Genomic DNA, 23338 nt, shown 5'->3' on the forward strand with positions numbered 1-23338 from the left:
CAGTCCCAAGCAGTTCCGAAGTTGTTCAGCATGTCGAACATCGGTCGACATGCTGAACCCTCATTACGGAAGTGTGTGCAGTGGGCTGTGGTGCGTCAAGGCGCCTGTGCGGACGACGTCGCCCGATGCGGGGACCCGCGGGTCAGGGGGATCCCGGCCCGTGGCATCACGGGGACCACAGCTTGACGCGCACCGGAATTGGCCGAATCGAGCTGATGTTCTCCATGGGGGTTGCTAGTGTCCGAAAAACCTGCGCAGCACCGGGCTGTTCGTACGGGGAGGAGTGATCGTGTGAAGAAGTCGGAGCAGGAACACCCGACGAAGAAGGCGGACCAGGTCCGTCCCATGAAGAGGATCGTGGTACGGCGGACCGAGCCCATCAAGGTGACGTCGGCGCCGCTCAACCACCAGCCGGCGATCGCTCTGTGACTCAGGTCGGCCGACATCAGCAGTGCGGGGGCGGTGACCCCCGTACTCTGCCGACCACTCCTGCGAACACGGTCGGCCTGTTGTTGTGCGGGGTTCGGAATTTCCGCTGAGATCCTGAGGTTTCATCCGCTGAGCCTCGTGCCGGACGGCCGTGACGTCATCGTGGGGCGCCGCGACATCGACACTTATGTCGCATTCCCGGCGGACGGCGCGGAGCTGCTGCGACGGTTGCAGGCCGGCGCCGACCTTGAGGAGGCGGGCCGGTGGTATCGCGATCGGTACGGCGAGACCATCGACATGGCCGACTTCCTGGAGACCCTCAGGGAGCTGCAGTTCATCCGCTCACCCGAAGAACCGGATGCCCCGGCCGCCAGGGAGCAGCTGAGTTGGCAACGGCTGGGGCGGATCGTCTACTCCTGGCCGGCCTGGTCCCTCTACGTCGGCATCTGCACGTGGGCAGTACTTCTGACGGCCCATCACCCCTCCTTGCGGCCTCGGTACGAGAGCTTCTTCTTCACGCCGTCACTGCTGCTGACGGAGCTGGGGCTCTTCTTCGGGCAGCTGCCGGGAATCTTCTTCCACGAGGCCTTCCACGCACTGGCCGGCCGGAGGCTCGGTGTTCCCACCCGGCTGGGGCTCGGCAACCGGCTGTACATTCTGGTCTTCGAGACAGACCTGAACGCGTTGTGGGGTGTACCGCGCCGCTCGCGGTACCTGCCTCTGCTCGCCGGGATGGTGGCAGACATGATCTGGTGGTCGGCGCTGACGATCCTGGCCGGACTGACCGGCCCGCACACCTTTCCGGGCACCCTCTTCCTGGCTCTGGCGCTGTCGACACTGCTTCGGCTGGCCTGGCAGTTCTACTTCTATCTGCGGACCGACGTGTACCAGGTCCTCGTGACAGCACTCCGCTGCGTGGATCTGCACCGGACCACCAAGGAATACCTCGGCAACCGGACGCGACGGCTCTTCCGTCGGCCCGCGCGGCACGACGAGGGGCTCTGGCATCCGCGCGACCGACAGGTGGCCCGCTGGTACGTCCACGCGTTCGGGCTCGGCTATCTGTTCACGCTGAGCGTGCTGGCCTGGTTCGTCGTTCCGCTCATGATGCAAGTGGCCTCCGGCATCGCCGCCCGGCTGCTGACCGGTGCCGCGCTCAGTCCGCAGTTCCTGGACGGCTGCCTGGCGCTCCTGCTCAACCTCGTACCGCCGGCGACGGTCGCCGTCATGGTGCTGCGACGACGCAGGGCCCGCCGTACCGCCAACTGACCTGGACACCATGCACTTCACAAACTTCTCGAAGGATCGGAACGAGGAATGTCGAATCATTGCCGGATCAGCGGTCCCTACCAGCGCGACCGCCGCGAGGTCTGGCAGCAGGCCGCCCCGTCTGCCCGAACTGGGACACCTCAACTGCTATTTCGAGAATGCGCACGCGGCGGACGAGCTCGACCGACAATTCCTGGCGATCCTGGTCCGCCGGGTGGACCCCATGGTGCTGACGGTGGGTGTGGGGACGACTGACGCGCTGCTGCCCGAGCCCCTCGCGACCGCACTGGACAGGCACACCAGCCCGTTGTCGGCAGTCGCGCCGGAGGGAATCGACGTGGCACGGGAAGTGGAGGGTGCGCCGTCCGGCCGGCGCACTGCGTGGGCGAGGGCTTTCGTCGACTCGGACGGCACCAGCGACGTACCCCTCGAGCGGGCCGCATACGAGGCCACCGAGCCGGCGACACGACAGCAGTGGCACGACGAACGCGCTGAACTCCTGGAGTCACTGGGCGACTTCGGCCTGCGACTGGGGGCGATTCCGTACCACCGCGCCCATGGCGAGTTCCCCGGCACGCTGGGCGCCGCCGCGTACACGGCCGCCACCGAATACGTCACTGACGTCGGCTACTACCAAGCTGCGGTGCGGATCGGGGGTCTGGGGCGCGACCTGGTCGACCGGGCCACGCAACTGCGACATTTCCGCAGCCTCTTTCTGGACCAGGACATCCCACTGCTCGCGCTGCGCCGCACGGACGAGGCCCGCCAGGTCTACGCGGAACTGCGCTCCCTGTCCTCGGAACCGGCTGTACAGGCACACGCTTCGTACGGCATGGCCATGCTGTACGTCCGTTTCTATCCGCCGGAACAGCGTGACTACGACGAGGCCAGGGCCTGGATCAACAACGCCCTGGCGTTGGCGCGCACGCTGCCTCAGGAGAATCTGCGGGCCCACCTGACCGCCTTCGAACAGAACGGACTGGCCCTGGTGGAGTACCGGATGGGCCGTTTCGACGAGGCGATCCGGGTGGAGACCGAGGCGATGGAACTACTGGACAGCCGGCCCGGTCCGCACCAGTACGAGCCGTACCTCCGCCGTGCGCTGCTCTCCTTCAACCGGGCGCAGGTCTACACCACAGTGGGTCGCTACGACGATGCGGTCCTGGATTTCAGCGCCGTGATCGACCTGTTCCCCGACGAGAGCGATGGATACCTTGAGCGAGGTAACGCGCACCGTCTCGCGGGCCGCGCGCAAGAGGCCCTCGCCGACTACGATCGTGCCATCGCCCGCAATCCCCCGCCCGAGGCGTACTACAACCGGGCCGTCCTGCTGTCGGAGCTCGGCCGCGAGCCGGCGGCCCTGGCCGACTACGACACCCTCCTGGACCTCGACCCCGACCACGTGGGGACGTTGGTCAACAGAGCAGGCATGCACTACGACCGCGGGGACCACGGGAAAGCCCGTCGGGATATCGATCACGGTCTGACGCTGGACCCCGGCAACGCACAGCTCCTTTGCACCCTGGGCCTGCTGGAGATGGCCGACGGCGCCCTGGAGGAGGCGCGGGAAGTTCTCACCCGGGCCATCGGGCTCGCGCCCACGCTGGCCGCTGCCCGGGTCAACCGGGCCGTCCTCGCCTTCGACTGCGGCGACGCCGACGGTGCCATCGACGACCTCACCGAAGCGCTGTCCCTGGGAGAGGACGCTGCGATCCGTTACAACCGGGGGGTGGCTCACCAGCACAGCAGGCACTGGCAGCAGGCCGTCGACGACTTCACCGAGGCACTGCTCCAGGACCGCAGCGAAGCCGCGGACATCCTGCTCCGCCGCGCCGCCTGCCTGCGCGAACTGGGCCGGCTCGTGGAGGCGCAGCACGATTTGGACGAACGCGCCGGACTGCGGACCGCCTAGCACGAGGTCCGGGCACGCGGAAGCCACGTACGGGCCGCGTCGGCGCGACGATCAGTGGGTCGCCGTCACCCATCATCACCACCAGCCCCGTGGGATCCAACCGCGCGCCAGCAGATGCGATCGACGATGAAGAGCCCCAGGCGGCCCGCCGGCCGGGCAGGTCACGCCGTGGCGGGCCACGGCACCGGCGCCCCGCTACATCATGGGGTAGATGTCCCCGCTTGCCATCCCGCTGGCCTGCTCACTGTCGTTCTCGAGCTTGCGTGCCTTCTCCGTCAGGCGTTGACGTTCTTCAGGGTCGGCGGTGCGCTCGGCTGCAACCTTCAGGCCCTTCGCCTCGGCCCGCATCTGCCGTGCACGTCCCCGAACTTCGTCTGCCTCGCTCATAACCGCTCCTTGGAACCGTGAGGGGCGCTGCCCTGCCCCTTCCACCAAACCAGATTTCGGGGGAGGGGCGCATCTCGGGCGGCTGCTGTACACCGCTGAAAGACCGGAGCGGGCAACCGTGGGGCTCGACTGACGGGCGGGGGTGAGACGTTTCCAGGAACGAATGGCCGCGGCGCCGGAGGACCCGGGGAGCTGGTGAACTCGGCGACAGCCAGCAGGAGGCGGCCGGCGTTGACGCCCAAGGTTCACGGCGGCGGAGTCGGAGAAAAGCTCCTGTCAGAAGGAGCGCAGTTCTGGGGCATTCCTCAGTCCGGCTGCTCCGCTTGCTCCGGCCGCTCCGGCTGCCAGAGCACGGTGAATCTCGGAGACCACCACGGATCCGTCACCCACATTCGCGACGGACACCTCGTCCGCCGCTTTGCGTAACATTATTTTCCTGCGTCTGCCGTCGTTACGCATCCGCAACATGGCGGGACGGCCGGCATCGGAGGAGAGGAGCCGAAGGAGGAACACAGGGCACGATGAGCTGTGCCGGCCGAAGGCCGCCATGCCGACGGTCGCATTTCACGGCGGCCTCGACGAGGTCGTGCCACACGTGCCATCGGCCGGGGTGACCTGGAGAGCGTGTGGGGGTCGCAGGTGCAGCATCCGGAGTGCCTCCGTCCGGCGCGCGGCGGCATGAGACAGAGCCCGGGCTCTGTTACGCAAGGGCCGGCCCGCAGCCCGGCCGGCCCGCGCCTCGGGCGGCCATCGGGACCAGCTGCCCGAGAGCGTCACCCGGCTCACGTTCGTCCGGACGCCCGGAGCGCCGGCCTCCCTCGGATCGGGTGAAGCCGCCGCACGTCAACGGGGTGTCGTGTGCTGCCTCTTCACCACCAGGCCCTTCGGTGCCTCGATGTGTGCCGTACCGTCGGCGTCGACGGAGATGTCCAGCCGCCCGCCCGCAACGTCGAGCCCCTCGACCTTCAGCGGGCGGTACGCCTCCGCAAACCCGGGCGCGATCGTGAGCGTTCCGCCGGGGACATCGGCGGAGAGACCCAGCACCGACTGGAGGATCAGGACGGATGAGGCCGCTGCCCAGGCCTGCGGGCGGCAGGATGCCGGATAGGGCGAGGGCCGGGCGTCGGTCGCCGCTCCATGACCGGCGAACAGTTCGGGCAGCCGCGCGTCGAAGACCGCCGAGGTGGTCAGCAGCCCCTCGGACAGGGACGCCGCTGTTTCCGGGAACCCGGCCCTGACCAGTCCGTGCACGGCGATCGCGGTGTCGTGCGGCCAGATGGAACCGATGTGATAGCCGTACGGGTTGTAGGCCACGGAGTCGCTGCTCAGGGTCCGAAGGCCATGGCCCGAGTCGAGATCGGGCGCGCCGAGCCTGGCGGCCAGCAGGGCGCTCTCCTCATGGTTGAGCAGACCCGTGCCCAGCAGGTGGCCGAAACCCGAGGTCACCGAGTCAACCGGCCTCTTCTGCCCGTCGAGCGCCACGGCCGGGTACGGTCCCCGCTCGTCCTCCACCCAGAAGTGTCGGCGGAATCGGTCCCGCAACCGCTCGGCCCATTCCTCCCACTGATCGGCGCCGGGGCGGCCGAAGGCGCGCAGCAGGTCCGCGCCACCGCGGGCCGCCTCGTACGCGTACGCCTGGACCTCGCAGAGCGCGATCGGGGATGCGGCGAGGCTACCGTCCCGATACCGGATGGAGTCGCCCGAGTCCTTCCAACCCTGGTTGGCCAAGCCCCGTCCGGTGTGGTCGATGTACTTGAGAAAGCCGTCCCCGTCCGCGTCACCGTGGTCGCGCATCCAGGCAAGGGCGGCCTCCGCATGTGGCAGGAGCTGTTCGACCTGCTCGGACGCGAGGCCCCAGCGCCAGGAGTCGTGGAGCAGGGTGATCCAGAGCGGGGTGGCATCGACCGTGCCGTAGTAGCAGGGCGGCAGGGAGAAGTTCTCGTTGAAGTTCTGGGGGGCGCGGCGCACTTCGTGCAGTATCTTTCCGGGCTGCTCCTCGTTGTCCTGGTCGGATTTCGTACCCTGCCGGCGGGCGAGTGTGCGCAGCGTCCCCGCGGCAAGATCGGTGCCCAGCGGCAGCAGCATGCGGGCCGCCCACAGCGAGTCGCGGCCGAAGAGGGTGAGGAACCACGGGGCCCCGGCGGCCAGGAACTGGTCGGCCGGCTTCTCCGGGTCGGTCAGCCGCAGCCGGTCGAGATCGGCGGCCGACTGGCTCAGCCACTGATCGAAACGCCGGTCGGCACTTCGCAGCACCGGCGTGCGCCAGGGCAGGCTGTCCGCAGGGGGCGCAGGAAACTGGTCGCCGTCCTCATGCGCCGCGTCGCAGTGCAGCACGGCGCTCCATGACGCACCGGGGGCAAGCTCGACCTCGTACTCCAGTTGTCCGAGGGCCGGGTCGACGGCGGCAGGTTCCGGGGAGCTGGTGAGGCGTACGGCGAAGGTGTCCCTGGCCCAGTCGAGGCCGCCCCCGGCGAGGGTTGCGGAGACCGGGACCGGCGCGCGTCCGGACTTGACATGTTCGATCGGCGCGAGGTCGGTCCCCGCGGAGACTACAAGCCTGACACGGACATGCTGTCGCCCGGCGTTGCCGACTTCGAGGGTCTCCTCCAGGCGCCCGGGGGTCACACGGCGGCGCCGATGCAGGGTGACCGCCGGGTCGGGCGTCTCCTCGCCCAGGCCGCGCAGCACGCTGCGGAAGGCCGCCCGGTCCGCTCCCTCGAGGCGTCCCCGTACTGGTGCGATCACGATTCCGTCCGCCACGACGGTCAGCCGGGCGAGGGCTCTGCTGTCGCCGTGGTAGAAGCCGTCGGCGGCCCCGTCGATCTGCCCGTCCGCCTGCGAGATCGCAAAGCTCGGGGCGTACAGCGTCACACAGGCGTCATGCAGGAACGGCTGGAGACCAACAGCCGCCGGGTCGCCGCCCGATTCGGAGTTCGTCATGTCGTGCGTCTTGACAGTTGTGTCCAACGGAGCAGAACCTCTCAGGCATTGGAGCGTTCCAAGAACCCTAACGACGACCTGAGGTCGCTGACAACGCTTTTGGAACGCTCCAATCAACTCGCCCGTCCGCACGACCGGTTCCGGAGACACTCATGCCCCGCTCCCCGAACACCCCTGGCCCCAAGGCCGGTTCAGTCACCCTGGCCACGGTGGCACGGCGGGCCGGCGTCTCTCCGCAGACGGTCTCGAACGCTCTCAACTCGCCCGAACTGCTGCGGCCGGAGACCCTGGAACGGGTCCGCCGCACCATCGACGAGCTGGGCTATCGCCCGCACCGGGCGGCCCAGACCCTGCGCACCCGCTCCAGCAAGCTCATCGGGTACGGAATCCGTCCCACCACCCCGGGCACCTCGGCCCCGGTCATGGATCGGTTTCTGCACGCCCTGTCCCAGACCGCCGACGAGGCCGGTTACCGGATCCTGCTCTTCGCCTCACCCCCCGGAAGCTCCGGACTCGACGGGTACGAGGAGCTCCTCGACCTGCACAGCGTGGACGGTTTCGTGCTGAGCGGCACCGACCGGGGCGACCAGCGCCAAGCCTGGCTCGAGAAGCGCGGTGTGCCGTTCGTGGGTTTCGGCCGGATGTGGTCCGGCCGGCAGATCGGCGACTGGGTGGATGTCGACGGCGCCTCGGGCACGGACGCGGCGGTGGAACATCTGGTGGCTCTGGGGCATCGCAGAATCGCCTTTCTCGGTTGGCCCCGCGGCTCCGGCGTCGGCGACGACCGCGCCATGGGCTGGCAGCGGGCGATGCGACGGCACGGCCTTCCGGTGCGCGGCAGGCGGGCACAGAGCATCGATGACATCGCCTCGGCGCAGGAGGCTGTCGGACCACTGATCGACGCGGGTGCGACGGCCGTGATCGCCGCCAGCGACATGCTCGCGCTGGGCTGCTACCACGCCCTGCGCGAGCGACGAGCTGTGCCGGGCGCGGACGTCGCGGTCGTCGGCTTCGACGACTCCCCCACGGCTGCGCTCCTCTCCCCCGGGCTGTCCACCGTCGCCCAGCCGCTGGAGGCCGTCGGCCGCGAATGCGTCCGGCTTCTGCTGGCCCGGATGTCGGAACCCGACGCTGCGCCCGAGCGCGTCCTGCTCGAACCGTCCCTCGTCGCGCGGGACAGCACATCCGCGTCGGACGGCTGAACCACCCCCATGCCCGTCCACGGGCCACCGATTCACAGCACGCCCTTCCCGGGCAGCTGAGCCGCAAGCTCATCCCTCTGGAGGAATTCATGCGAACCCGTACGGCCGTCGCCGCGCTCGCCACCTGCGCGGCGCTCCTGGCCGCCACCGGCTGCTCATCCAGCTTCGGCAGCGACAAGCAGCCGGAGCAGGACAGCACCGGCCGGCAGAGACTGACGGTACTGATCGCCACCTCGGGGGACGCCGAGACCCAGGCGGTCAAGGCCGCCACTGCCGCGTATGCCAAGAAGTCGGGCAACTCGGTCTCGGTCGAGGTCGCCAAGGACATGAACCAGCAGCTCGCCCAGTCCTTCGCCGGGCACAAGCCGCCGGACGTCTTCTACGTCAACTCCGACCAGTTCGCGAACTACGCGAAGGGCGGCTCGCTGTACGCGTACGGGGACCGGATATCCGACGCCGACGACTTCTCCGAGCAGCTGCGCGCCTCGTTCTCGTACGACGGGAAACTGGTGTGCCTGCCGAAGGACACCTCCACCCTCGCTCTCGCCATCAATACCGATCTGTGGAAGAAGGCCGGTCTGACGGCGAAGGACTATCCGAAGAGCTGGGAGGAGCTGAAGACCGTCGCGGACAAGCTCACCGCCAACGGCGTCACCGGCCTGGTCACAAGCGACGAGTACCAGCGGCTCGGAGTCTTCATGAAACAGGCGGGCGGCTGGCTCACCGATCCGGGTCAGAAGAAGATGACCGCCGACACTGCCGAGAACGCCAAGGGGCTCGACTTCGTCCAGTCCCTGCTCAAGTCCGGCTCGATGAAGTTCGCCAAGCAGGTGGACACCAGCTGGGGCGGCGAGGCGCTCGGCAAGGGCAAGGCCGCCATGACCATCGAGGGCAACTGGCTCGAAGGCGGTATGAAACTCGACTATCCCGATGTGAAGTACACCGTCGCGCCGCTGCCCGGGGGGCCTGCCGGTCAGGGCACCCTCGCCTTCAGCAACTGCTGGGGAGTCGCCGCCGACAGCGCGCACCGCGCGGCGGGGGTCGACCTCGTGAAGTACCTGACCTCCGCACAGCAACAGCTCCACTTCGCCGACGCGTTCGGCGTCATGCCGTCGCGGACGAGCGCGCTCAAGACCTACGCCGAGAAGAAGCCGGCCGCCAAGGCCTGGGTGGATGGCAACGCTTACGCCCAGGGACCGGTGACCATCGCCGGCTTCGACATGGTCCTGAGCCAGTTCAACACCGATCTGCAGTCACTGCGCACCGCCGATCCGAAGAAGATCCTCGCCGACCTTCAGCGCAACGGCGAACAGGCGATCGCGAAGGGCAACTGAGCCCCATGCCCATCCGCACGATGCGCGCTGGCGCCGTCCCCCGCACGACCGGCTCGCCGGGCGCACCTGACAGCGCACCCGGCGAATCCGGTACGACCGCGAAGGCTCGCGCCCGGCGCGCGGGCGTTCGCGGGGAGGGCACCTGGGGCTGGCTGTTCGTCAGCCCCATGGTGCTCGTCCTCGGCCTGTTCTTGGTGCTGCCCATCCTGATGGCGCTGTGGGTGAGCCTGCTGCACTGGGACGGACAGTCCAACCCCTTCTCCGGCCAGGCCGATTTCGTCGGCCTGGACAACTACCGGGCGCTGCTCACGCAGGACGGACTCGACCGCACGCTCTTCGCGACCGCCCTGCGCAACAACGTCTATTACGTACTGCTGACGGTCCCGCTCCAGACCGTGCTGGCGCTGGGCCTGGCGCTGATCGTCAACCAGAGACTGCTGCGGGGGCGTGGCGCCCTCCGTACGACGTTCTTCTTCCCGTCGGTCACCAGCTCCATCGCCGTCTCCACGGTCTTCCTCTTTCTCTTCCAGGGCAGCGGATCCGTCAACACCATGCTGTCCTGGATCGGGATCAAGGGTCCGAACTGGTTCGCCGACCCCCGCGGAGTGCTCTCCCTCATCCTGGGCGGCCTGGGCATCGTCGATCCCGAGCGGCCCACCGGGGTCCTGGCCGACCACTCCGCCCTGGGGCTGTCGTGGTTCGAGTGGCTCTCGGGGCCCTCCGTCGCCATGTGCACGCTCATCGTGCTCGCCGTGTGGACCACGTCCGGCACCTTCATGCTGATCTTCCTCGCGGCTCTCCAGAACATCCCACGGGAGTTGGAGGAGTCGGCCGCCATGGAAGGGGTCAACCGACGCCAGATGCTCTGGCATGTGACACTGCCCGCGCTGCGTCCCGTGCTGTTCCTGATCCTGACCCTTGGGCTGATCTCCACCTGGCAGGTCTTCGACCAGGTGTACGTGATGGGCCAGGGCGCTCCCGGCAATACGACACTCACCCCCGCCTTCCTGTCGTACTCCGCAGGCTTCGACAACGCTGACTTCGGGCAGGGCTCAGCGATCGCGTTCATCCTGCTCGCCCTGATCCTCATCCTGACCGCGTTCCAGCGCTGGGCGCTGCGGGAGCGTGGCGCAAGCACCGGGAGGAACCGATGACCGCCACCGGTACGGCCACCCGCGACCGGGGCCGGCGCTCCCCCGGTGGTCGCGTCGCGCACGACCGAGGACGCCCTGTCCTCAGCCGTTTCGCCTTGCCGTGGCGGCTGGTGGGCTACGCCACGGTCCTGGGGCTCGGGCTGCTCTATCTGCTGCCGTTCGTCCTCCAGCTGGCGACCGGTTTCAAGACGGACCCGGATGCCGCCGCACATCCGCTGGCCCTGCTGCCCACCACGCCGACGACGGCCGCCTACCAGCGGCTGCTCGGGCTGAGCCAGGCCGCTGACGGGGTGCCCTTTCTACGCTGGCTGGGCAACTCCACCCTGGTGGCGGTGCTCGTGACCGCAGGCAGGGTGCTGTTCGACTCCCTGGCGGGATACGCGCTGGCGCGGCTGCGCTTCCGGGGCCGCTCGGTACTGTTCGGCTTTGTGCTCGCGGTGATGGCGGTGCCCGGCGTGGCCCTGCTCATCCCGAAGTTTCTGGTGCTCAACGCCTTCGGGCTCTTCGACACGTACACCGGCATGATCCTGCCGTTGCTGGTGGACGCGGCAGGCATCTTCATCATGAAGCAGTTCTTCGAGTCGGTGCCGCGCGAGGTCGAGGAGGCTGCACGGGTCGACGGGGCAGGTGTGTTCCGGATCTTCTGGTCCGTCGTTCTGCCGATGGCCAGACCGGCGTTGCTCACCCTGACAATCCTGTCGTTCCAGGGGTCGTGGAACGAGTTCACACACTTCCTCGTCAGCACGCAGTCCGGCCAGTACGAGACACTCACCACTGGGCTGGCCCGCTTCGTCTCGGGTGGACTCGGCGGCGGGACGCAGTATCCGCTGAAGCTCGCGGCGGCACTGCTCTCCACCGTCCCGGTGGCTGCACTGTTCTTCTGCTTCCAGCGCTACTTCGTGAGCGACGCCAACGCGGGTGCGGTCAAGGAGTGAGCGCCGGCGCCGCGTCGTTCGGCGGCCACGACGACACTCCCTGCTCCCCGCCCGTCGGCGTGTCGATGAGCCGGGAACATCGCCTCATCGACCGCCGACGGTGGCGGAGCAGGCACGACCTGCAAGTCCCGGTCGGTGGCAGGGGCGGCAGGAGTCGAACCTGCGGCATCCGGTTTTGGAGAAGCCCTATAACCTGCCCTGTCTGTGATGATCTTCCCCTGGATTCGCTGTTCCTGCTGGTCAGCGAAGTACGGTTTTCCGTCCCTGTCTGATCGTTCCCCGCCTTTACCCGACCTTCCGTTCCCATGACGTTCCCATGTGGGCCCCCAGGAACCCGTGGGAACGAGGGCGGAGGAGTCGGCCGAGGTCAGATGCGGCCGTCAAAGCGGTGAGCACCGTAGGCCCCTTGGGGGCGACAAAGGTCCCGCCCGCATCAGCGGGATGGGCGCCGATGTGCCCGGACTCGTGTGGGGCAGCCTGATCTCGGACAACCCCGAGTTTTCGAGCTTGGACGACGCTTCCGAGCACTGGACACCGATCCACTGAGCACCAGGGCCCTCGCCACCAGAACTTGGAGGAGCGAGGGCCCTAGCCTCGCGCTTTCATGAAGCGGGCTGTCCGACGGATGGTCAGGTAAGCGAAAAGTGCCTCTGACCAGCAAGAATGAGGATTGTCGAGGTCCTTGTTCCTGCCACCGTCGGAGGCACTTCCCAGGTGAAGAAGCGTATCGGGTCCTATCCCCGCGTCCGTGTCGAGGGTGGTGGCCAGGCGGTGGTGTCTCAGGCGGGGGCCGTGCTGCTGGTCGAGACGGTCCGCAAGGTCGGGCTGGACCGGGCGATATCGACGGTGCTGACACCGTGGCGACGTCCGCGGGCGGTGCACGATCCGGGCAAGATCCTGCTGGATGTGGCCCTGGCTGTCGCGCTGGGCGGGGACTGTTTGGCTGACGTCGGGATGCTGCGGGCCGAGCCGGCCGTGTTCGGGACGGTGGCCTCCGACCCGACGGTCTCCCGCCTCATCGACACCCTCGCCACGGCCGGACCGAAGGCCCTCCACGCAATACGGGCAGCGCGGGCCGAAGCCCGCGAGCGTGTCTGGAACATGGCCAAGAACGCGGCCCCGGACGTCGCGGGACAGGTGATCGTGGACCTGGACGGAGTACTCGTGCTGGCCCACTCCGAGAAGCAGGACGCCACCGCGACCTGGAAGAAGACCTTCGGACACCATCCTCTGATGGCCTTCGTCGACCACGGAAGCGGCGGGAGCGGGGAGCCGGTGGCCGGCCTGCTCAGACCGGGCAACGCGGGCAGCAACACTGCCGCCGACCACATCTCCACGGCCCAACTCTCCCTGGCCCAACTGCCGAAGAAGTACCGGCGCGGACGCCAGACCCTGATCCGCACCGACTCCGCAGGCGGAACCCACGAGTTCGTCGCCTGGCTCTCGAAGCGGGGCCGGTGGCTGTCGTACTCGGTCGGCATGACCATCACCGACGCCATCCACCAGGCCGTCCTCAAGGTCCCGCCCGCCTCGTGGACGGTGGCCGTCGAGCCGGATGGTGAGATCCGCGGCGGCGCCTGGGTCGCCGAACTTGCCGGCGATGTCCTCCAGGGCTGGCCGGAAGGGATGCGGCTGATCGTCCGCAAGGAACGGCCGCACCCCGGTGCGCAGTTGCGGTTCACCGACGCCGACGGCCTGCGGCTCACCGCGTTCGCCACCAACACGACCGGCATCCCGATCGCCGCACTCGAACTGCGGCACCGCCAGCGGGCACGTGCCGAGGACCGCATCAGGGCCGCCCGCGCGACTGGTCTGCGCAACCTGCCCCTACACAAGACGGCACAGAACCAGATCTGGCTTGAGATCGTCCAGATCGCCCTCGACCTGCTGGCCTGGATGCCCATGCTCGCTCTGACCAGCGAAACCCGCAGGTGGGAGCCCCGTCGCCTCCGGCTCCGCCTCTTCTCCGCCGCCGCCCAGATCGTCACGACCTCCCGCCGCCGGCACCTGAGATTCGCAGGCCACTGGCCCTGGACCGACGTGATCACCAACGCCCTGGCACGGCTCGAAGCTCTCCCTAACCCAGGCTGACCAGCACGTTTCCGTCCCTGCGAGCAGCACCCTCCCCCGACCGGAGCCGTGGAACCCGGCGCCCACCCGACGCGACAGCCGGGCCCTCGGCCCGTCGGCCATCAGGCACAGGACGCGAAACGGTCCACCGACTTTGTCGGCGGACCGTCACGAAAGATCGAGGTTAGTTCTCGAAGTTCCAAACGTGGATCAGACATTTCGCGCCCGGGACGACTTCCGTCCACACCCTTTCCTCATGATGTGTCTTCAAGTCTTCGACGATGGCGGACCCCTGAGACACCGTCTTGATCACTACGCCTAGCGGGCCAAGTACAAACCCCGTCGCGAACTTTCCGCACTCGACCAGCGTTTCCGCCTTTTGAATCAGCTTGTCCTGCTCAGGCGAGGGCTTCGAGGGAGGAACGTCGAGCTTGTTGAATTTGCCGCAGTATCCGTCGGCCCAGATCCCCCCCGACTTCTCGCAGGCCAGCTGATCATCACCGGATTTCATGACGGGCTGGTCCTTGGGGGGCTCGACGGGGGGCTCGACGGGCTGGTCCTTGGGGTGCTCGGGGTGCTCGACGTGGGGCTTCTTGGGCCAGTCGTCGGGCCGAGGCCAGCCGTGGTCGCCGTCGTGGGGCTTCTTGGGCCAGTCGTCAGGCTGGGTGTGGGGCTTCTTGGGCCAGTCGTCGGGCCGAGGCCAGCCGTGGTCGCCGTCGTGGGGCTTCTTGGGCCAGTCGTCGGGCCGAGGCCAGCCGTGATCGCCGTCGTGGGGCTTCTGAGGCCAGCCGTCGTCGTGGTGGCCGCCCCCACCGGGGTCGCGGGCACCGGGCCAGCCACCACCCCCACCGGGGTCGCGGTCGCCGGGCCAGCCACCACCACCGTCGCGGCCGCCACCACCGCCCCAGTCGCCATCATCCGCGGGTGCTCCAGCCGCTACCGCAGTGGGCGACTGGGAGGCTGCCATGGCCGTGGTGGCTCCCGTGGAGGCGAGGAGCCCAGTGGTGAGACAGGAGGCGCAGATGAGCACGGGAATTTTCCGCCGGACGCTGGTAGTCATGACGATGTCCTTGGGCGCGTAGAGGATGCGCTTATGGCGATGAGCCTGCCCCCGGGAGCCGGTCATTGAAGAGGTGACAACTCACGACGCACGAACCAGGATTGGCGGACGGCGCCATGTCTCGTACGGCCCATTCTTCTCCTCTTGGCCGTAGCCGCAAATGTTGAGGAGCGCACGGCAAGGCGGGCGCTCCTCATCGGCATCAGCCCACTGCACAACCTGTTAGCCGCGCAGGAACTGACTCAGCCGGCCAGCCGTTCGCGGACGGCTTGGAGGTCGGCCAGGGCGAGGTCCATCTCCCCCAGGTCGTCTTCGAGGTGCTCGCTCGGGTTCTCCACATCAACACCGCCGTGGACTGGGCTGACAAGGCCGGCGGGATCTACGCGAACTACTGGGGACAAGTCCTCCGCGATGAAGACGCTGAGGATCTTGACCTCTTCGACCCAGGACTTGAAATCCTCGACGAGGATGGCGATGTCGATGGTGAGCCGGAGGATCTCCTCGACGAACTGGGAATCCTATGACAAGCACGCGGACCACATGAGTACAGTCGCTGAGTTCCTCAACGAAAGAAGGCGACGGCGTTCAACCAGCCCAGCCCTCGGTGTTCGAGCACGACTCGTAGGAGTAGCGCGTGTCGCGGTCCCACTCCTCTCCGGTGATGCGTTTGTATGCATGGTCCGGCGTGTAGAGCAGGCACTCCGCCCAGATGAGGTCGGTGGCGTAAGGAGCGAAGGCCGCCGGGTCCCGGAGAACGCTGTCGAATACGGTGCGGCCGGCGGCGACGACCGCGGCACGGGTGTAGAGGAAGGCGTCACCGGACAAGTTATGTCCGTACTCCTTGCGGTCCAGCCGATAGAGCGCCCATGACAGTTGTTCGGCAAAGCCGATGACCAGCGACAACGGGGACCGGGCAAGCCGCTCGGTCACTGTGGCTGCAAGGCGTTCGGCCTCAGGATCAGGCTCGGTGGGCCTGCAGTCCTCGATGAGCTGCCAGAAGGCGTCTTCGTTCATACCGGCGAGCATGCCGCAGGGGTCTGACAGTCCTGTCTGTCGGGTCACCTGTTTGCTGCCCTCTCTGTCAGCCTTGGGTGAGACATCCCGTTCTGCGGGGTTAGCCTGAGAGGGCACGACAGGAGAACCGTCCCTTATGCCCAGCACAGAGCCCGTCGGGTCCGACCCGGCGCCGAGGCCGAAGCGCCGCACTTTCACCTCGGAGTACAAACTGCGGATCGTCGCCGAGTACGACTCCGCGCCCAGGAACGAGAAGGGTGCGGTGCTGCGCCGGGAACGGCTCTACCACTCGCACGTCAAGGAGTGGCGGGCCGCCCGGGACGCCGGGGCCCTGGAAAACCTGATCGACCGCCGGACCAGTCCCGCCCGGGCGAAGAAGTCCGCCGCGGAGGTGGAGAACGAAAAGCTGCGACAACAGGTGGAGCGGCTGCAGAAGGACCTGGCACGGAACAAGGCCGCACTCGAGGTGATGGGAAAAGCCTCTGCGCTCTTGGAAATGATCTCCGAGAGCGCGGACTGAAGCCTGCCGCCGACCCTGTCGTGGACGAGGCGTTTACCGGCGTCGAGGCTCAGCTGGGCATTACGGCCGCCTGCCGGCTGACCGGCCGCTCCCGCGCCACGCACTACCGCCGGCTCCGGCCGTCACCACCACGCAGAACACGTACCCCGCAGGTGCAGCCGTCGGCCCTGACGGCCGAAGAGCGGGCTGCGGTACTCGAGTTGATGAACGGCGACGAGTACGCCGAGCTGGCGCCCGCACAGATCTGGGCCCGCGAGCTGGATGCCGGGCGCTATCACTGTTCCGTCTCGACGATGTACCGGATCCTGCGCGAGCAGGATCAGTCCGGTGAGCGCCGACGGCAGGCCACCCATCCCGCCAAGGCGGTGCCCGAGCTGGTCGCCACCGGGCCCTCGCAGGTGTTCACCTGGGACATCACGAAGGCGGCCGGGCCGGTCAAGGGCGTCTGGTATCACGCCTACGTGATCATCGACATCTTCAGCCGGTACATCGTCGGCCACACCGTCGAGCGAGCCGAGTCGGCGCTGCGGGCAGAGGAGTTGATCCGCGAGACCATCGCTCGTAACGGCATCGTGCCCCAGACCGTGCACGCGGACCGCGGCACCTCGATGACGTCGAAGAAGGTCTCCCAACTACTGATCGATCTGGGGGTGACGCGGTCGCACTCAAGGCCGAAGGTCTCCAACGACAACCCTTACAGCGATGCCCAGTTCAAGACCACGAAGTACATGTCGGACTATCCCGAACGGTTCGATTCGCTGGCCCACGCCCGCGAGTGGTTCGACGCGTTCATCGCGTATTACAACCATGAGCACCGGCACTCGGGTATCGGCTGGCACACACCCGCCTCCGTCCACTTCGGGACCGCCGAGGAGGTCCGCGACCAGCGCGCGGTCACCCTCGCCGAGGCATACGCCCGCCACCCCGAACGCTTCGGCCGCCGCCCCAGACCACCCGAGATACCCCAGACGGCCTGGATCAACGACCCGGCCAAACGCAGGGAACCCGCACCACAAACCTCATAGCGTCACAACCGTCTCACTGGACTTGAAATCTTCCGCTGCTGCTGTGAAAAGACGCGCCAAGCTCCCCTGCTCCACGCACGTGTCTTCCTCGCCGCGGCACAGGGCGGCCACCGCGACCTGGCAGAAGTTGCTCTAGCCTCGGGCTTTCATCCGGGCAGCTCCGAGGCGGGCAGGCAGGCGGGTAGGGGAGGCATCTGATCAGTGCAAACGGGGAATGTGCCGGTCCTCTTGGCCAGCCTGATCGCAGTCACCTCCCAGGTGAGTACCGCGACCGCAGGGGGGTGTTGATGGGTGGGTTGCAGGGATCGCCGTCCGTTGGCCTGGTGATCGATTCGTGTGGTTGCGGTGGTGCTGGAACCTTGGGGTCGTGCTGTTGTGTCTGTGTGGGTGGGTAGGGTCCGGGGATGGGGAAGATCGAGGTCGTTCCGGAGAAGGTGGCCTGGGTTCTGGTGCGTGACGGGCGGGTGCTGGTGACGCGCAACCGCGGTGTGGATGTCTTCTACTTCCCGGGCGGGAAGCGGGAGCCGGGTGAGTCCGATGCCGAGACCTTGGCGCGCGAGATCGCCGAAGAACTCCAGTCCCGGGTCGATACGACCACGATGGTGCACGTCGGCACCTTCGAGACGCGGAGGGATTACGACGGATGCACCGAGTTCCGGATGATCTGTTACACCGCCGAGTACACCGGTCCGCTGGTTGCCTCAAGGGAGATCGCAGAGTCGGGCTGGTTCGACTATGGCGATCGTGCGCGGGTCTCGACAGTGGACCAGATGGTGTTTGACGTGCTTCATGCCTCTGGCCAACTGCTCTGAGGAGCAGGCTCACAGTGCGAGGCGCTGTGAGCCACGAGTAGTTGTCCGACGTGTGGTCAGAAAACCAGGAAGCACCTCTGACCTGCAAAAATGAGGATTATCGAGGTCCTTGTTCCTGCCACCGCCGGAGGCACTTCCCGGATGAAGAAGCGTATCGGGTCCTACCCGCGTGTCTGTGTCGAGGGTGGTGGCCGGGCGGTCGTCTCGCAGGCGGGAGGCGTCCTGCTGGTGGAGACGGCCCGTAAGACCGGGCTGGGCCAGGCGATATCGGCGGCTCTGGCGCCGTGGTGCAAGGCGCGGGCGGTGCACGATCCGGGGAAGATCCTGCTGGATGTGGCCCTGGCGGTCGCGCTCGGCGGGGACTGCCTGGCCGATGTGGGCATGCTGCGGGCCGAGCCGGCCGTGTTCGGTCCAGTGGCCTCCGATCCCACCGTCTCCCGCCTCATCGATGCCCTCGCCTCGGCCGGCCCGAAGGCCCTGGCGGCGATCCGCACCGCACGGGCCCATGTCCGCGAACACGTCTGGAAGTTGGCCGGGCAAGCGGCACCGGACGCCGGCAGAGAGGTGATCGTGGACATCGACGGGGTGCTCGTGCTGGCCCACTCCGAGAAGCAGGGCGCCGCCGCGACCTGGAAGAAGACGTTCGGGCACCACCCGCTGATGGCCTTCGTCGACCACGGCCGAGGCGGCAGCGGAGAGCCGGTCGCTGCTCTGCTGCGGCCCGGCAACGCGGGCAGCAACACCGCCGTCGACCACATCGCCACGGCCCAACTCGCCCTGACCCAGCTGCCGAAGAAATACCGGCGCGGGCGTCAGACACTGATCCGGACCGATTCCGGCGGCGGCACCCACGAGTTCGTGGCCTGGCTGGCCAGACGCGGCAGGTGGCTGTCGTACTCGGTCGGCATGACCATCACCGAGCAGATTCATCACGCCGTCCTGAACGTTCCCGGCTCGGCCTGGACGGCGGCCACCGAACCCGGCGGAGAGATCCGTGACGGCGCCTGGGTCGCCGAGCTCGACGGCGACTGTCTCAAGGGCTGGCCGAAGGGAATGCGGCTGATCGTCCGCAAAGAACGCCCGCACCCCGGCGCCCAGTTGCGCTTCACGGATGCCGACGGACTGCGGCTGACCTGCTTCGCCACCAACACCTCCGGCACGGCGATCGCCGCCCTCGAACTGCGCCACCGCCAGCGGGCGAGAGCCGAGGACCGCATTCGAGGAGCCCGTGCCACCGGCCTGCGCAACCTGCCCCTCCGCGACAGCGCGCAGAACCAGATCTGGCTGGAGATCGTTCAGCTCGCGCTGGACCTGCTCGCCTGGATGCCGATGCTGGCCCTGACAGGCCGGGCCCGGCTCTGGGAGCCCCGCCGCCTGCGGATCCGTCTGTTCTCCGCCGCCGCCCAGCTCGTCACCACAGCCCGCCGCCGGCACCTGAAATTCGCGACGCACTGGCCATGGACCAACGTGATCACCGACGCGATCGAACGACTGCAGGCCCTCCCGAACCCCGGCTGACCAGCAGCGACAACCCGCCTCGACGACCAGAACCCGCACGCCGGAGCCGTGGAACCCGGCGCCCACCCGACGCGACAGTCGGGCCACCGGCCTGCATGCACCTCATCCAACAAGCCGAAACAGCCCACCAGATGAAGCGGCAAGCCGTCACGAAAGATCGAGGCTAGGGCGCGTCCTGAGTCGTGATCATGTTGTGGGGCGGAGGCTACGCATCCAGATCACCGCTCCGCGCAGGTGGAGGCCAGCGAGGTAGCTCTCGGCGCCACAGGCCTTGTCGGCCGACCACGGCTTGGTAGGCGCTGGCGAAGTTGTGGCATTCCACGGCGCGGTCACCCTCTCAGCGATCCGGCTGTGGCTGCGAGGGTGACCCGTCGGACAGTACGTAGTAGGTTTCCTGCCCCGCCCGATTCCCGGGGGCTGGGCAGGACTGTCCGAGTGGACACGACGAAAGAACCGGCTCGGTGGCGAGGATCAGAAGAATCCCCAAGGTGGTGTGGGCCATCGCAGGACAGGCGGGGCTGGTGGCACTGCAGGTGGTGTTGCTCCAGGAGCAGGCGGCCGTGACTGGCTCGTGGCTGACGTGCCTGATCCCGCTGGCTCCCACGTTGTTCGCCCAGTACATGATTTGGCGGCTGTTCCTGAACCCATACGTATCGTTCGGGCAGGATCGCTTCCGCGTGAACAATCTGTTCACGCACTACCTTGTCCCCTACCACTCGATCACGGCGCTGGAGGGGCGGACTGCCCTCACGCTTGTCGTGTCGGGATACGGTCGCCTTCCGGTGGCTGCACTCGACGCCGCTCCTCTGACGGGCAAGGCCAAGCGGGGCGCCGTCGCGCAGGAGCTGCTGCGTCGCCGCGACGCCGCCGTGCCAAGGGCTGGACATGGCTTCGAGAAGCGCAGCACGATCGGGCTCCCGGAGTGGCTCGGACCTGTCACTTCCCTCGCGCTCTTGCTTGTGGGCAGCTTCGCGTCGAGCTTCGGATAACGCAGTCCGCTTCTAGGGCGCGTCCTGAGTCGTGATCATGTTGTGGGGCGTAGGCTGCGCATCCAGATCACCGCTCCGCGCAGGTGGAGGCCAGCGAGGTAGCTCTCGGGTGTCTTGTCGTAGCGGGTCGCGAGGCCGCGCCATGCCTTGATCTTGTTGATGCAGCGTTCGATGCTGTTGCGATCTTTGTAGAGCTCGGCGTCGTGGGAAACGGGCCGCCCGCCCCGCCATCCCTTCTTCTTGCGGTTCGCGGCCTGGTCGGCCTTCTCCGGGATGACCGCCTTGAGCCCTAGCCTCGCCGTTTCGGTTGAGGCTGGTCCGGATGCTGGCCGGATACGCGAAAGTGCCTTCCTGAGCTGGGACGATGAACCTTGTCTAGGGGTTTGATCGTCGCCGGAGGAAGGCACTTTCTGCGTGAAGGGTATCGGTTCTCGTCCCAGGCTCGTGGTGTCCGCTGACGGGGCGGGGTTGATTGGACATGCTGGATCGCGGTTGCTGGCTGATCTCGCCGATGCAACTGGACTGACTGGTGCGTACTCCGTCGCGTTGCACCCCTTGAGACCGCGTGGGACCGGCCACGACCCGGGCCGGATCATGACGGACCTCGCGGTGATGCTCGCCGACGGCGGCGAGGCCATTACGGATCTGGCCGTACTGCGGGACCAGGCCGAGGTGTTCGGCCCGGTCGCCTCCACACCCACGGCCTGGCGGTTGCTCGCCGACACCGACGACGCCGCACTCGCTTCGCTGCGAGCGGCCCGCGCCTCAGCCCGGGAAGTCGCCTGGATGCAGGCCGCCGAGACCGGCCAGGGCATACCCGCTGTCCGGGCCGGCGGACGAGAACTTCCCGGCCTGGTCCTGGACCTCGACGCCACGCTGATCACCTCCCACTCCGAGAAGGAACAGGCCGCACCCACCTACAAGGGCGGCTTCGGCTTCCACCCTCTGCTGTGTTTCCTCGCGAACACCGGCGAGGCCATGTCAGGGCGACTGCGGCCCGGCAACGCCGGAGCCAACACCGCCGCCGATCACATCGCGGTGCTGGACGACGCCCTCGCGCAGATCCCCGACGCTCACCGGCACGGCACCGCGATCCTGGTCCGCGCCGACAGCGCCGGATCCGCGAAAGCCTTCCTCGCCCACATCCGAACCTTGCGCGAGCACGGCCTGGACCTGCGATTCTCGGTCGGGTACGCGGTCACCGAGCCGGTCCGCCACGCGATCCGGACCCTGCCCGAGCAGGTCTGGCACCCCGCCCTGGACCAGAACGGGACACTGCGCGACGGCGCCGAGGTCGCCGAACTGACCGGCATGGTCGACCTTGCCGGCCACCCGGCCGGCACCCGCATCATCGTGCGCCGAGAGCGACCGCACCCCGGAGCCCAACTATCCCTGTTCGATCAGGATGAGGGCCTGCGGCATCAAGTGTTCCTCACCGACACCCCGTACTCCGGTGGCGGCTCCGCGCAGCTCCTGGAGGTCCGTCACCGCGGGCATGCCACGGTCGAGGACCATATCCGGTGCGGCAAGAGCACCGGCTTCGGCCGCTTCCCCTCCCGCGACTTCAACGTCAACGCCGTCTGGCTCGAACTCAGCCTCGCGGCGGTCGATCTGCTGGCCTGGATGCGCGTCCTGCTGCTGGACGCCGAACTCGTGGCTGCCGAGCCGAAGAAGCTCCGCTACCGGCTGCTACACGTCGCCGCACGCCTCACCCGCGGCGGCCGCCGCCTGCGCTTGCGGATATCGGCGACCTGGCCCTGGAGAAACGAACTGGCCACGGCCTTCGACCGCCTCGCAGCACTGCCCCGCCCCGCCAGCTGACCAGCAAACCCCTGCCCGCCACGACCCGAAGGACCCCGGAGAACCCGACCACCGCGCCGGGACTCCGCTATGCCCGAGCACCGAAATCGCATCGGCCACCCGACAGCGAACCCCACAGCGACGCCTCATCACCCCAACCGAAACGGCGAGGCTAGCCCCGTGAACTATCGGTTAGGGCTCGCCATCGTGCAGATGAGTTCCGCCTTGGACGGGTCACAGGCCGTGAACCAGCTGTTACCCGGGTCCACGGTGTAGCGATTCTGATCGATGATCCGGAACTTCTTCAGGAAGCCTTCAAAGAAGGTGTCCAGACCCATCGGACCGGAGTTGACGTTCAAGGACATCGGCACCGGCCACACGTCTCATCGAAAGGGAGACATCGTAGCGGGTGCCGCCGAGCAGGTACTCACTGCCGTCGTCGACCTTGGCTGCCACGGTATGGATGCACTCACCGCCACCGGCCCGCCCCTCGAGCATCTACCCACCGTTCGCCGCCGGCGTGCCCGGCGACTCGTAGGTGGACGCAAAGGGGAACTCGTCGCAGGAGATCGAGTCCGGGTTCGGGCCGCCGACGATCTCCGGGTGCATGAACGTCCACGGGTCGTTCACGAAGGTCTTCTTCAGTACGTAGCCGCCAGAGCCGGGGCCCTGGTACTTGGCGCACATCACCCTTCGGGACTTCTCCGAGTCCCAACCGCTCGCGACCCGGGCTGCGTTGGACGGGTGATAGTGCAGCAGTTCGGCAGCACTCGCGCCCAGGCCCTTAAGACCGACCGGCAAATGGATCACTTGAGGCGTCGGGTGGTGGGGCGGCCATCCCAGCGATAGCGGCTCGTCGAGCGTCGGATGAGCATGCGGAGCGTGACGAAAGCGGCGGCGAGGTAGAGGTAGAAGTCCACGGCGCTGCCGTCCTTCTCCGTGCAGCGCCGCAGCTTGCCGTAGCCGTT

The 23338-nt window shown here is 67.7% G+C and carries 21 protein-coding genes and 2 pseudogenes; 15 read left to right on the plus strand and 8 right to left on the minus strand.

The window, feature by feature from the left end; translation table 11 throughout:
• Positions 1 to 291: 291 nt before the first annotated feature.
• From ACFVXE_RS32340 to ACFVXE_RS32350, 3 genes are all read left to right on the plus strand, one after another.
• A complete protein-coding gene (locus ACFVXE_RS32340; RefSeq protein ID WP_389676578.1) occupies positions 292 to 429 on the plus strand; it encodes a hypothetical protein in 138 nt (45 codons plus the stop codon).
• A gap of 138 nt (positions 430 to 567) precedes the next feature.
• On the plus strand, positions 568 to 1698 hold the full coding sequence (locus ACFVXE_RS32345) for a hypothetical protein (RefSeq protein WP_389676580.1): 1131 nt from the start codon (positions 568 to 570) through the stop codon (positions 1696 to 1698).
• 10 nt (positions 1699 to 1708) lie between these two features.
• Positions 1709 to 3610: a DUF3856 domain-containing protein gene (locus ACFVXE_RS32350; RefSeq protein ID WP_389676581.1), complete on the plus strand. Its 1902-nt coding sequence runs from the start codon at positions 1709 to 1711 to the stop codon at positions 3608 to 3610.
• Between the two features lie 195 nt (positions 3611 to 3805).
• On the opposite strand, the gene ACFVXE_RS32355 is transcribed toward ACFVXE_RS32350, so the two are convergent.
• Both ACFVXE_RS32355 and ACFVXE_RS32360 read right to left on the minus strand, forming a co-directional pair.
• Positions 3806 to 3997: a DUF6381 family protein gene (locus ACFVXE_RS32355; RefSeq protein ID WP_389676582.1), complete on the minus strand. Its 192-nt coding sequence runs from the start codon at positions 3995 to 3997 to the stop codon at positions 3806 to 3808.
• An 843-nt stretch (positions 3998 to 4840) separates the two neighbouring features.
• On the minus strand, positions 4841 to 6937 hold the full coding sequence (locus ACFVXE_RS32360; RefSeq protein ID WP_389676584.1) for a glycogen debranching N-terminal domain-containing protein: 2097 nt from the start codon (positions 6935 to 6937) through the stop codon (positions 4841 to 4843).
• Positions 6938 to 7089: 152 nt separating this feature from the next.
• On the opposite strand from ACFVXE_RS32360, the gene ACFVXE_RS32365 reads away from it, so the two are divergent.
• The 5 genes from ACFVXE_RS32365 to ACFVXE_RS32385 all read left to right on the plus strand — a co-directional run bounded on the left by ACFVXE_RS32365 (position 7090) and on the right by ACFVXE_RS32385 (position 13653).
• The gene (locus tag ACFVXE_RS32365) at positions 7090 to 8139 is read left to right on the plus strand and encodes a LacI family DNA-binding transcriptional regulator (RefSeq protein WP_389676585.1); all 1050 of its coding nucleotides are present in this window, start codon (positions 7090 to 7092) and stop codon (positions 8137 to 8139) included.
• Between the two features lie 89 nt (positions 8140 to 8228).
• Positions 8229 to 9473, plus strand: a complete 1245-nt coding sequence (locus tag ACFVXE_RS32370) for an extracellular solute-binding protein (RefSeq protein ID WP_389676587.1) — start codon at positions 8229 to 8231, stop codon at positions 9471 to 9473.
• A gap of 5 nt (positions 9474 to 9478) precedes the next feature.
• Positions 9479 to 10627, plus strand: coding sequence for a carbohydrate ABC transporter permease (locus ACFVXE_RS32375; protein ID WP_389676588.1), 1149 nt, complete (start codon positions 9479 to 9481; stop codon positions 10625 to 10627).
• Positions 10624 to 11562 carry a carbohydrate ABC transporter permease gene (locus ACFVXE_RS32380; RefSeq protein WP_389676589.1) on the plus strand — a complete coding sequence of 313 codons (939 nt, stop codon included), beginning with the start codon at positions 10624 to 10626 and terminating at the stop codon, positions 11560 to 11562. The genes ACFVXE_RS32375 and ACFVXE_RS32380 overlap by 4 nt, the downstream gene beginning before the upstream one ends.
• 714 nt (positions 11563 to 12276) lie before the next feature.
• Positions 12277 to 13653 (plus strand): IS1380 family transposase, encoded by a 1377-nt coding sequence (locus ACFVXE_RS32385; RefSeq protein ID WP_389676590.1) that lies wholly within the window; start codon positions 12277 to 12279, stop codon positions 13651 to 13653.
• A 163-nt stretch (positions 13654 to 13816) separates the two neighbouring features.
• Here the strand turns inward: ACFVXE_RS32385 and ACFVXE_RS32390 are convergent, their stop codons facing one another.
• The gene (locus ACFVXE_RS32390) at positions 13817 to 14692 is read right to left on the minus strand and encodes a hypothetical protein (RefSeq protein WP_389676591.1); all 876 of its coding nucleotides are present in this window, start codon (positions 14690 to 14692) and stop codon (positions 13817 to 13819) included.
• Between the two features lie 350 nt (positions 14693 to 15042).
• Between ACFVXE_RS32390 and ACFVXE_RS32395 the strand changes: the two genes are divergently transcribed.
• On the plus strand, positions 15043 to 15216 hold the full coding sequence (locus ACFVXE_RS32395) for a hypothetical protein (protein ID WP_389676593.1): 174 nt from the start codon (positions 15043 to 15045) through the stop codon (positions 15214 to 15216).
• Positions 15217 to 15277: 61 nt separating this feature from the next.
• Here ACFVXE_RS32395 and ACFVXE_RS32400 read toward each other — a convergent pair whose 3' ends face one another.
• The gene (locus ACFVXE_RS32400; RefSeq protein WP_389676594.1) at positions 15278 to 15706 is read right to left on the minus strand and encodes a DUF4240 domain-containing protein; all 429 of its coding nucleotides are present in this window, start codon (positions 15704 to 15706) and stop codon (positions 15278 to 15280) included.
• Positions 15707 to 15842: 136 nt separating this feature from the next.
• On the opposite strand from ACFVXE_RS32400, the gene ACFVXE_RS32405 reads away from it, so the two are divergent.
• From ACFVXE_RS32405 to ACFVXE_RS32425, 5 genes are all read left to right on the plus strand, one after another.
• Positions 15843 to 16226: a hypothetical protein gene (locus ACFVXE_RS32405; protein ID WP_389676596.1), complete on the plus strand. Its 384-nt coding sequence runs from the start codon at positions 15843 to 15845 to the stop codon at positions 16224 to 16226.
• Between the two features lie 20 nt (positions 16227 to 16246).
• Positions 16247 to 17251: an IS3 family transposase gene (locus ACFVXE_RS32410; RefSeq protein WP_389676597.1), complete on the plus strand. Its 1005-nt coding sequence runs from the start codon at positions 16247 to 16249 to the stop codon at positions 17249 to 17251.
• Between the two features lie 404 nt (positions 17252 to 17655).
• Positions 17656 to 18063, plus strand: a complete 408-nt coding sequence (locus tag ACFVXE_RS32415) for an NUDIX domain-containing protein (protein ID WP_389676599.1) — start codon at positions 17656 to 17658, stop codon at positions 18061 to 18063.
• Positions 18064 to 18204: 141 nt separating this feature from the next.
• Positions 18205 to 19581, plus strand: a complete 1377-nt coding sequence (locus tag ACFVXE_RS32420) for an IS1380 family transposase (protein WP_389676601.1) — start codon at positions 18205 to 18207, stop codon at positions 19579 to 19581.
• Between the two features lie 488 nt (positions 19582 to 20069).
• A complete protein-coding gene (locus ACFVXE_RS32425; protein ID WP_389676602.1) occupies positions 20070 to 20570 on the plus strand; it encodes a hypothetical protein in 501 nt (166 codons plus the stop codon).
• A 35-nt stretch (positions 20571 to 20605) separates the two neighbouring features.
• On the opposite strand, the pseudogene ACFVXE_RS32430 reads toward ACFVXE_RS32425, so the two are convergent.
• Positions 20606 to 20866, minus strand: a pseudogene (locus ACFVXE_RS32430) (IS5/IS1182 family transposase); the annotation flags it as partial.
• 118 nt (positions 20867 to 20984) lie between these two features.
• Between ACFVXE_RS32430 and ACFVXE_RS32435 the strand changes: the two are divergent.
• Entirely contained in the window at positions 20985 to 22391 is a 1407-nt protein-coding gene (locus tag ACFVXE_RS32435) for an IS1380 family transposase (RefSeq protein WP_389676603.1), read from the plus strand.
• 164 nt (positions 22392 to 22555) lie between these two features.
• On the opposite strand, the gene ACFVXE_RS32440 is transcribed toward ACFVXE_RS32435, so the two are convergent.
• The 3 genes and pseudogenes from ACFVXE_RS32440 to ACFVXE_RS32450 all read right to left on the minus strand — a co-directional run.
• On the minus strand, positions 22556 to 22741 hold the full coding sequence (locus tag ACFVXE_RS32440) for a hypothetical protein (RefSeq protein ID WP_389676605.1): 186 nt from the start codon (positions 22739 to 22741) through the stop codon (positions 22556 to 22558).
• Positions 22742 to 22868: 127 nt separating this feature from the next.
• Positions 22869 to 23180, minus strand: coding sequence for a hypothetical protein (locus ACFVXE_RS32445; RefSeq protein WP_389676606.1), 312 nt, complete (start codon positions 23178 to 23180; stop codon positions 22869 to 22871).
• A pseudogene (locus tag ACFVXE_RS32450) lies at positions 23177 to 23338 on the minus strand (IS5/IS1182 family transposase); the annotation flags it as partial. The gene ACFVXE_RS32445 and the pseudogene ACFVXE_RS32450, both read right to left, overlap by 4 nt.

Origin of the sequence: Streptomyces sp. NPDC058231 (assembly GCF_042882275.1) — a bacterium.
Lineage (GTDB): Bacteria > Actinomycetota > Actinomycetes > Streptomycetales > Streptomycetaceae > Streptomyces.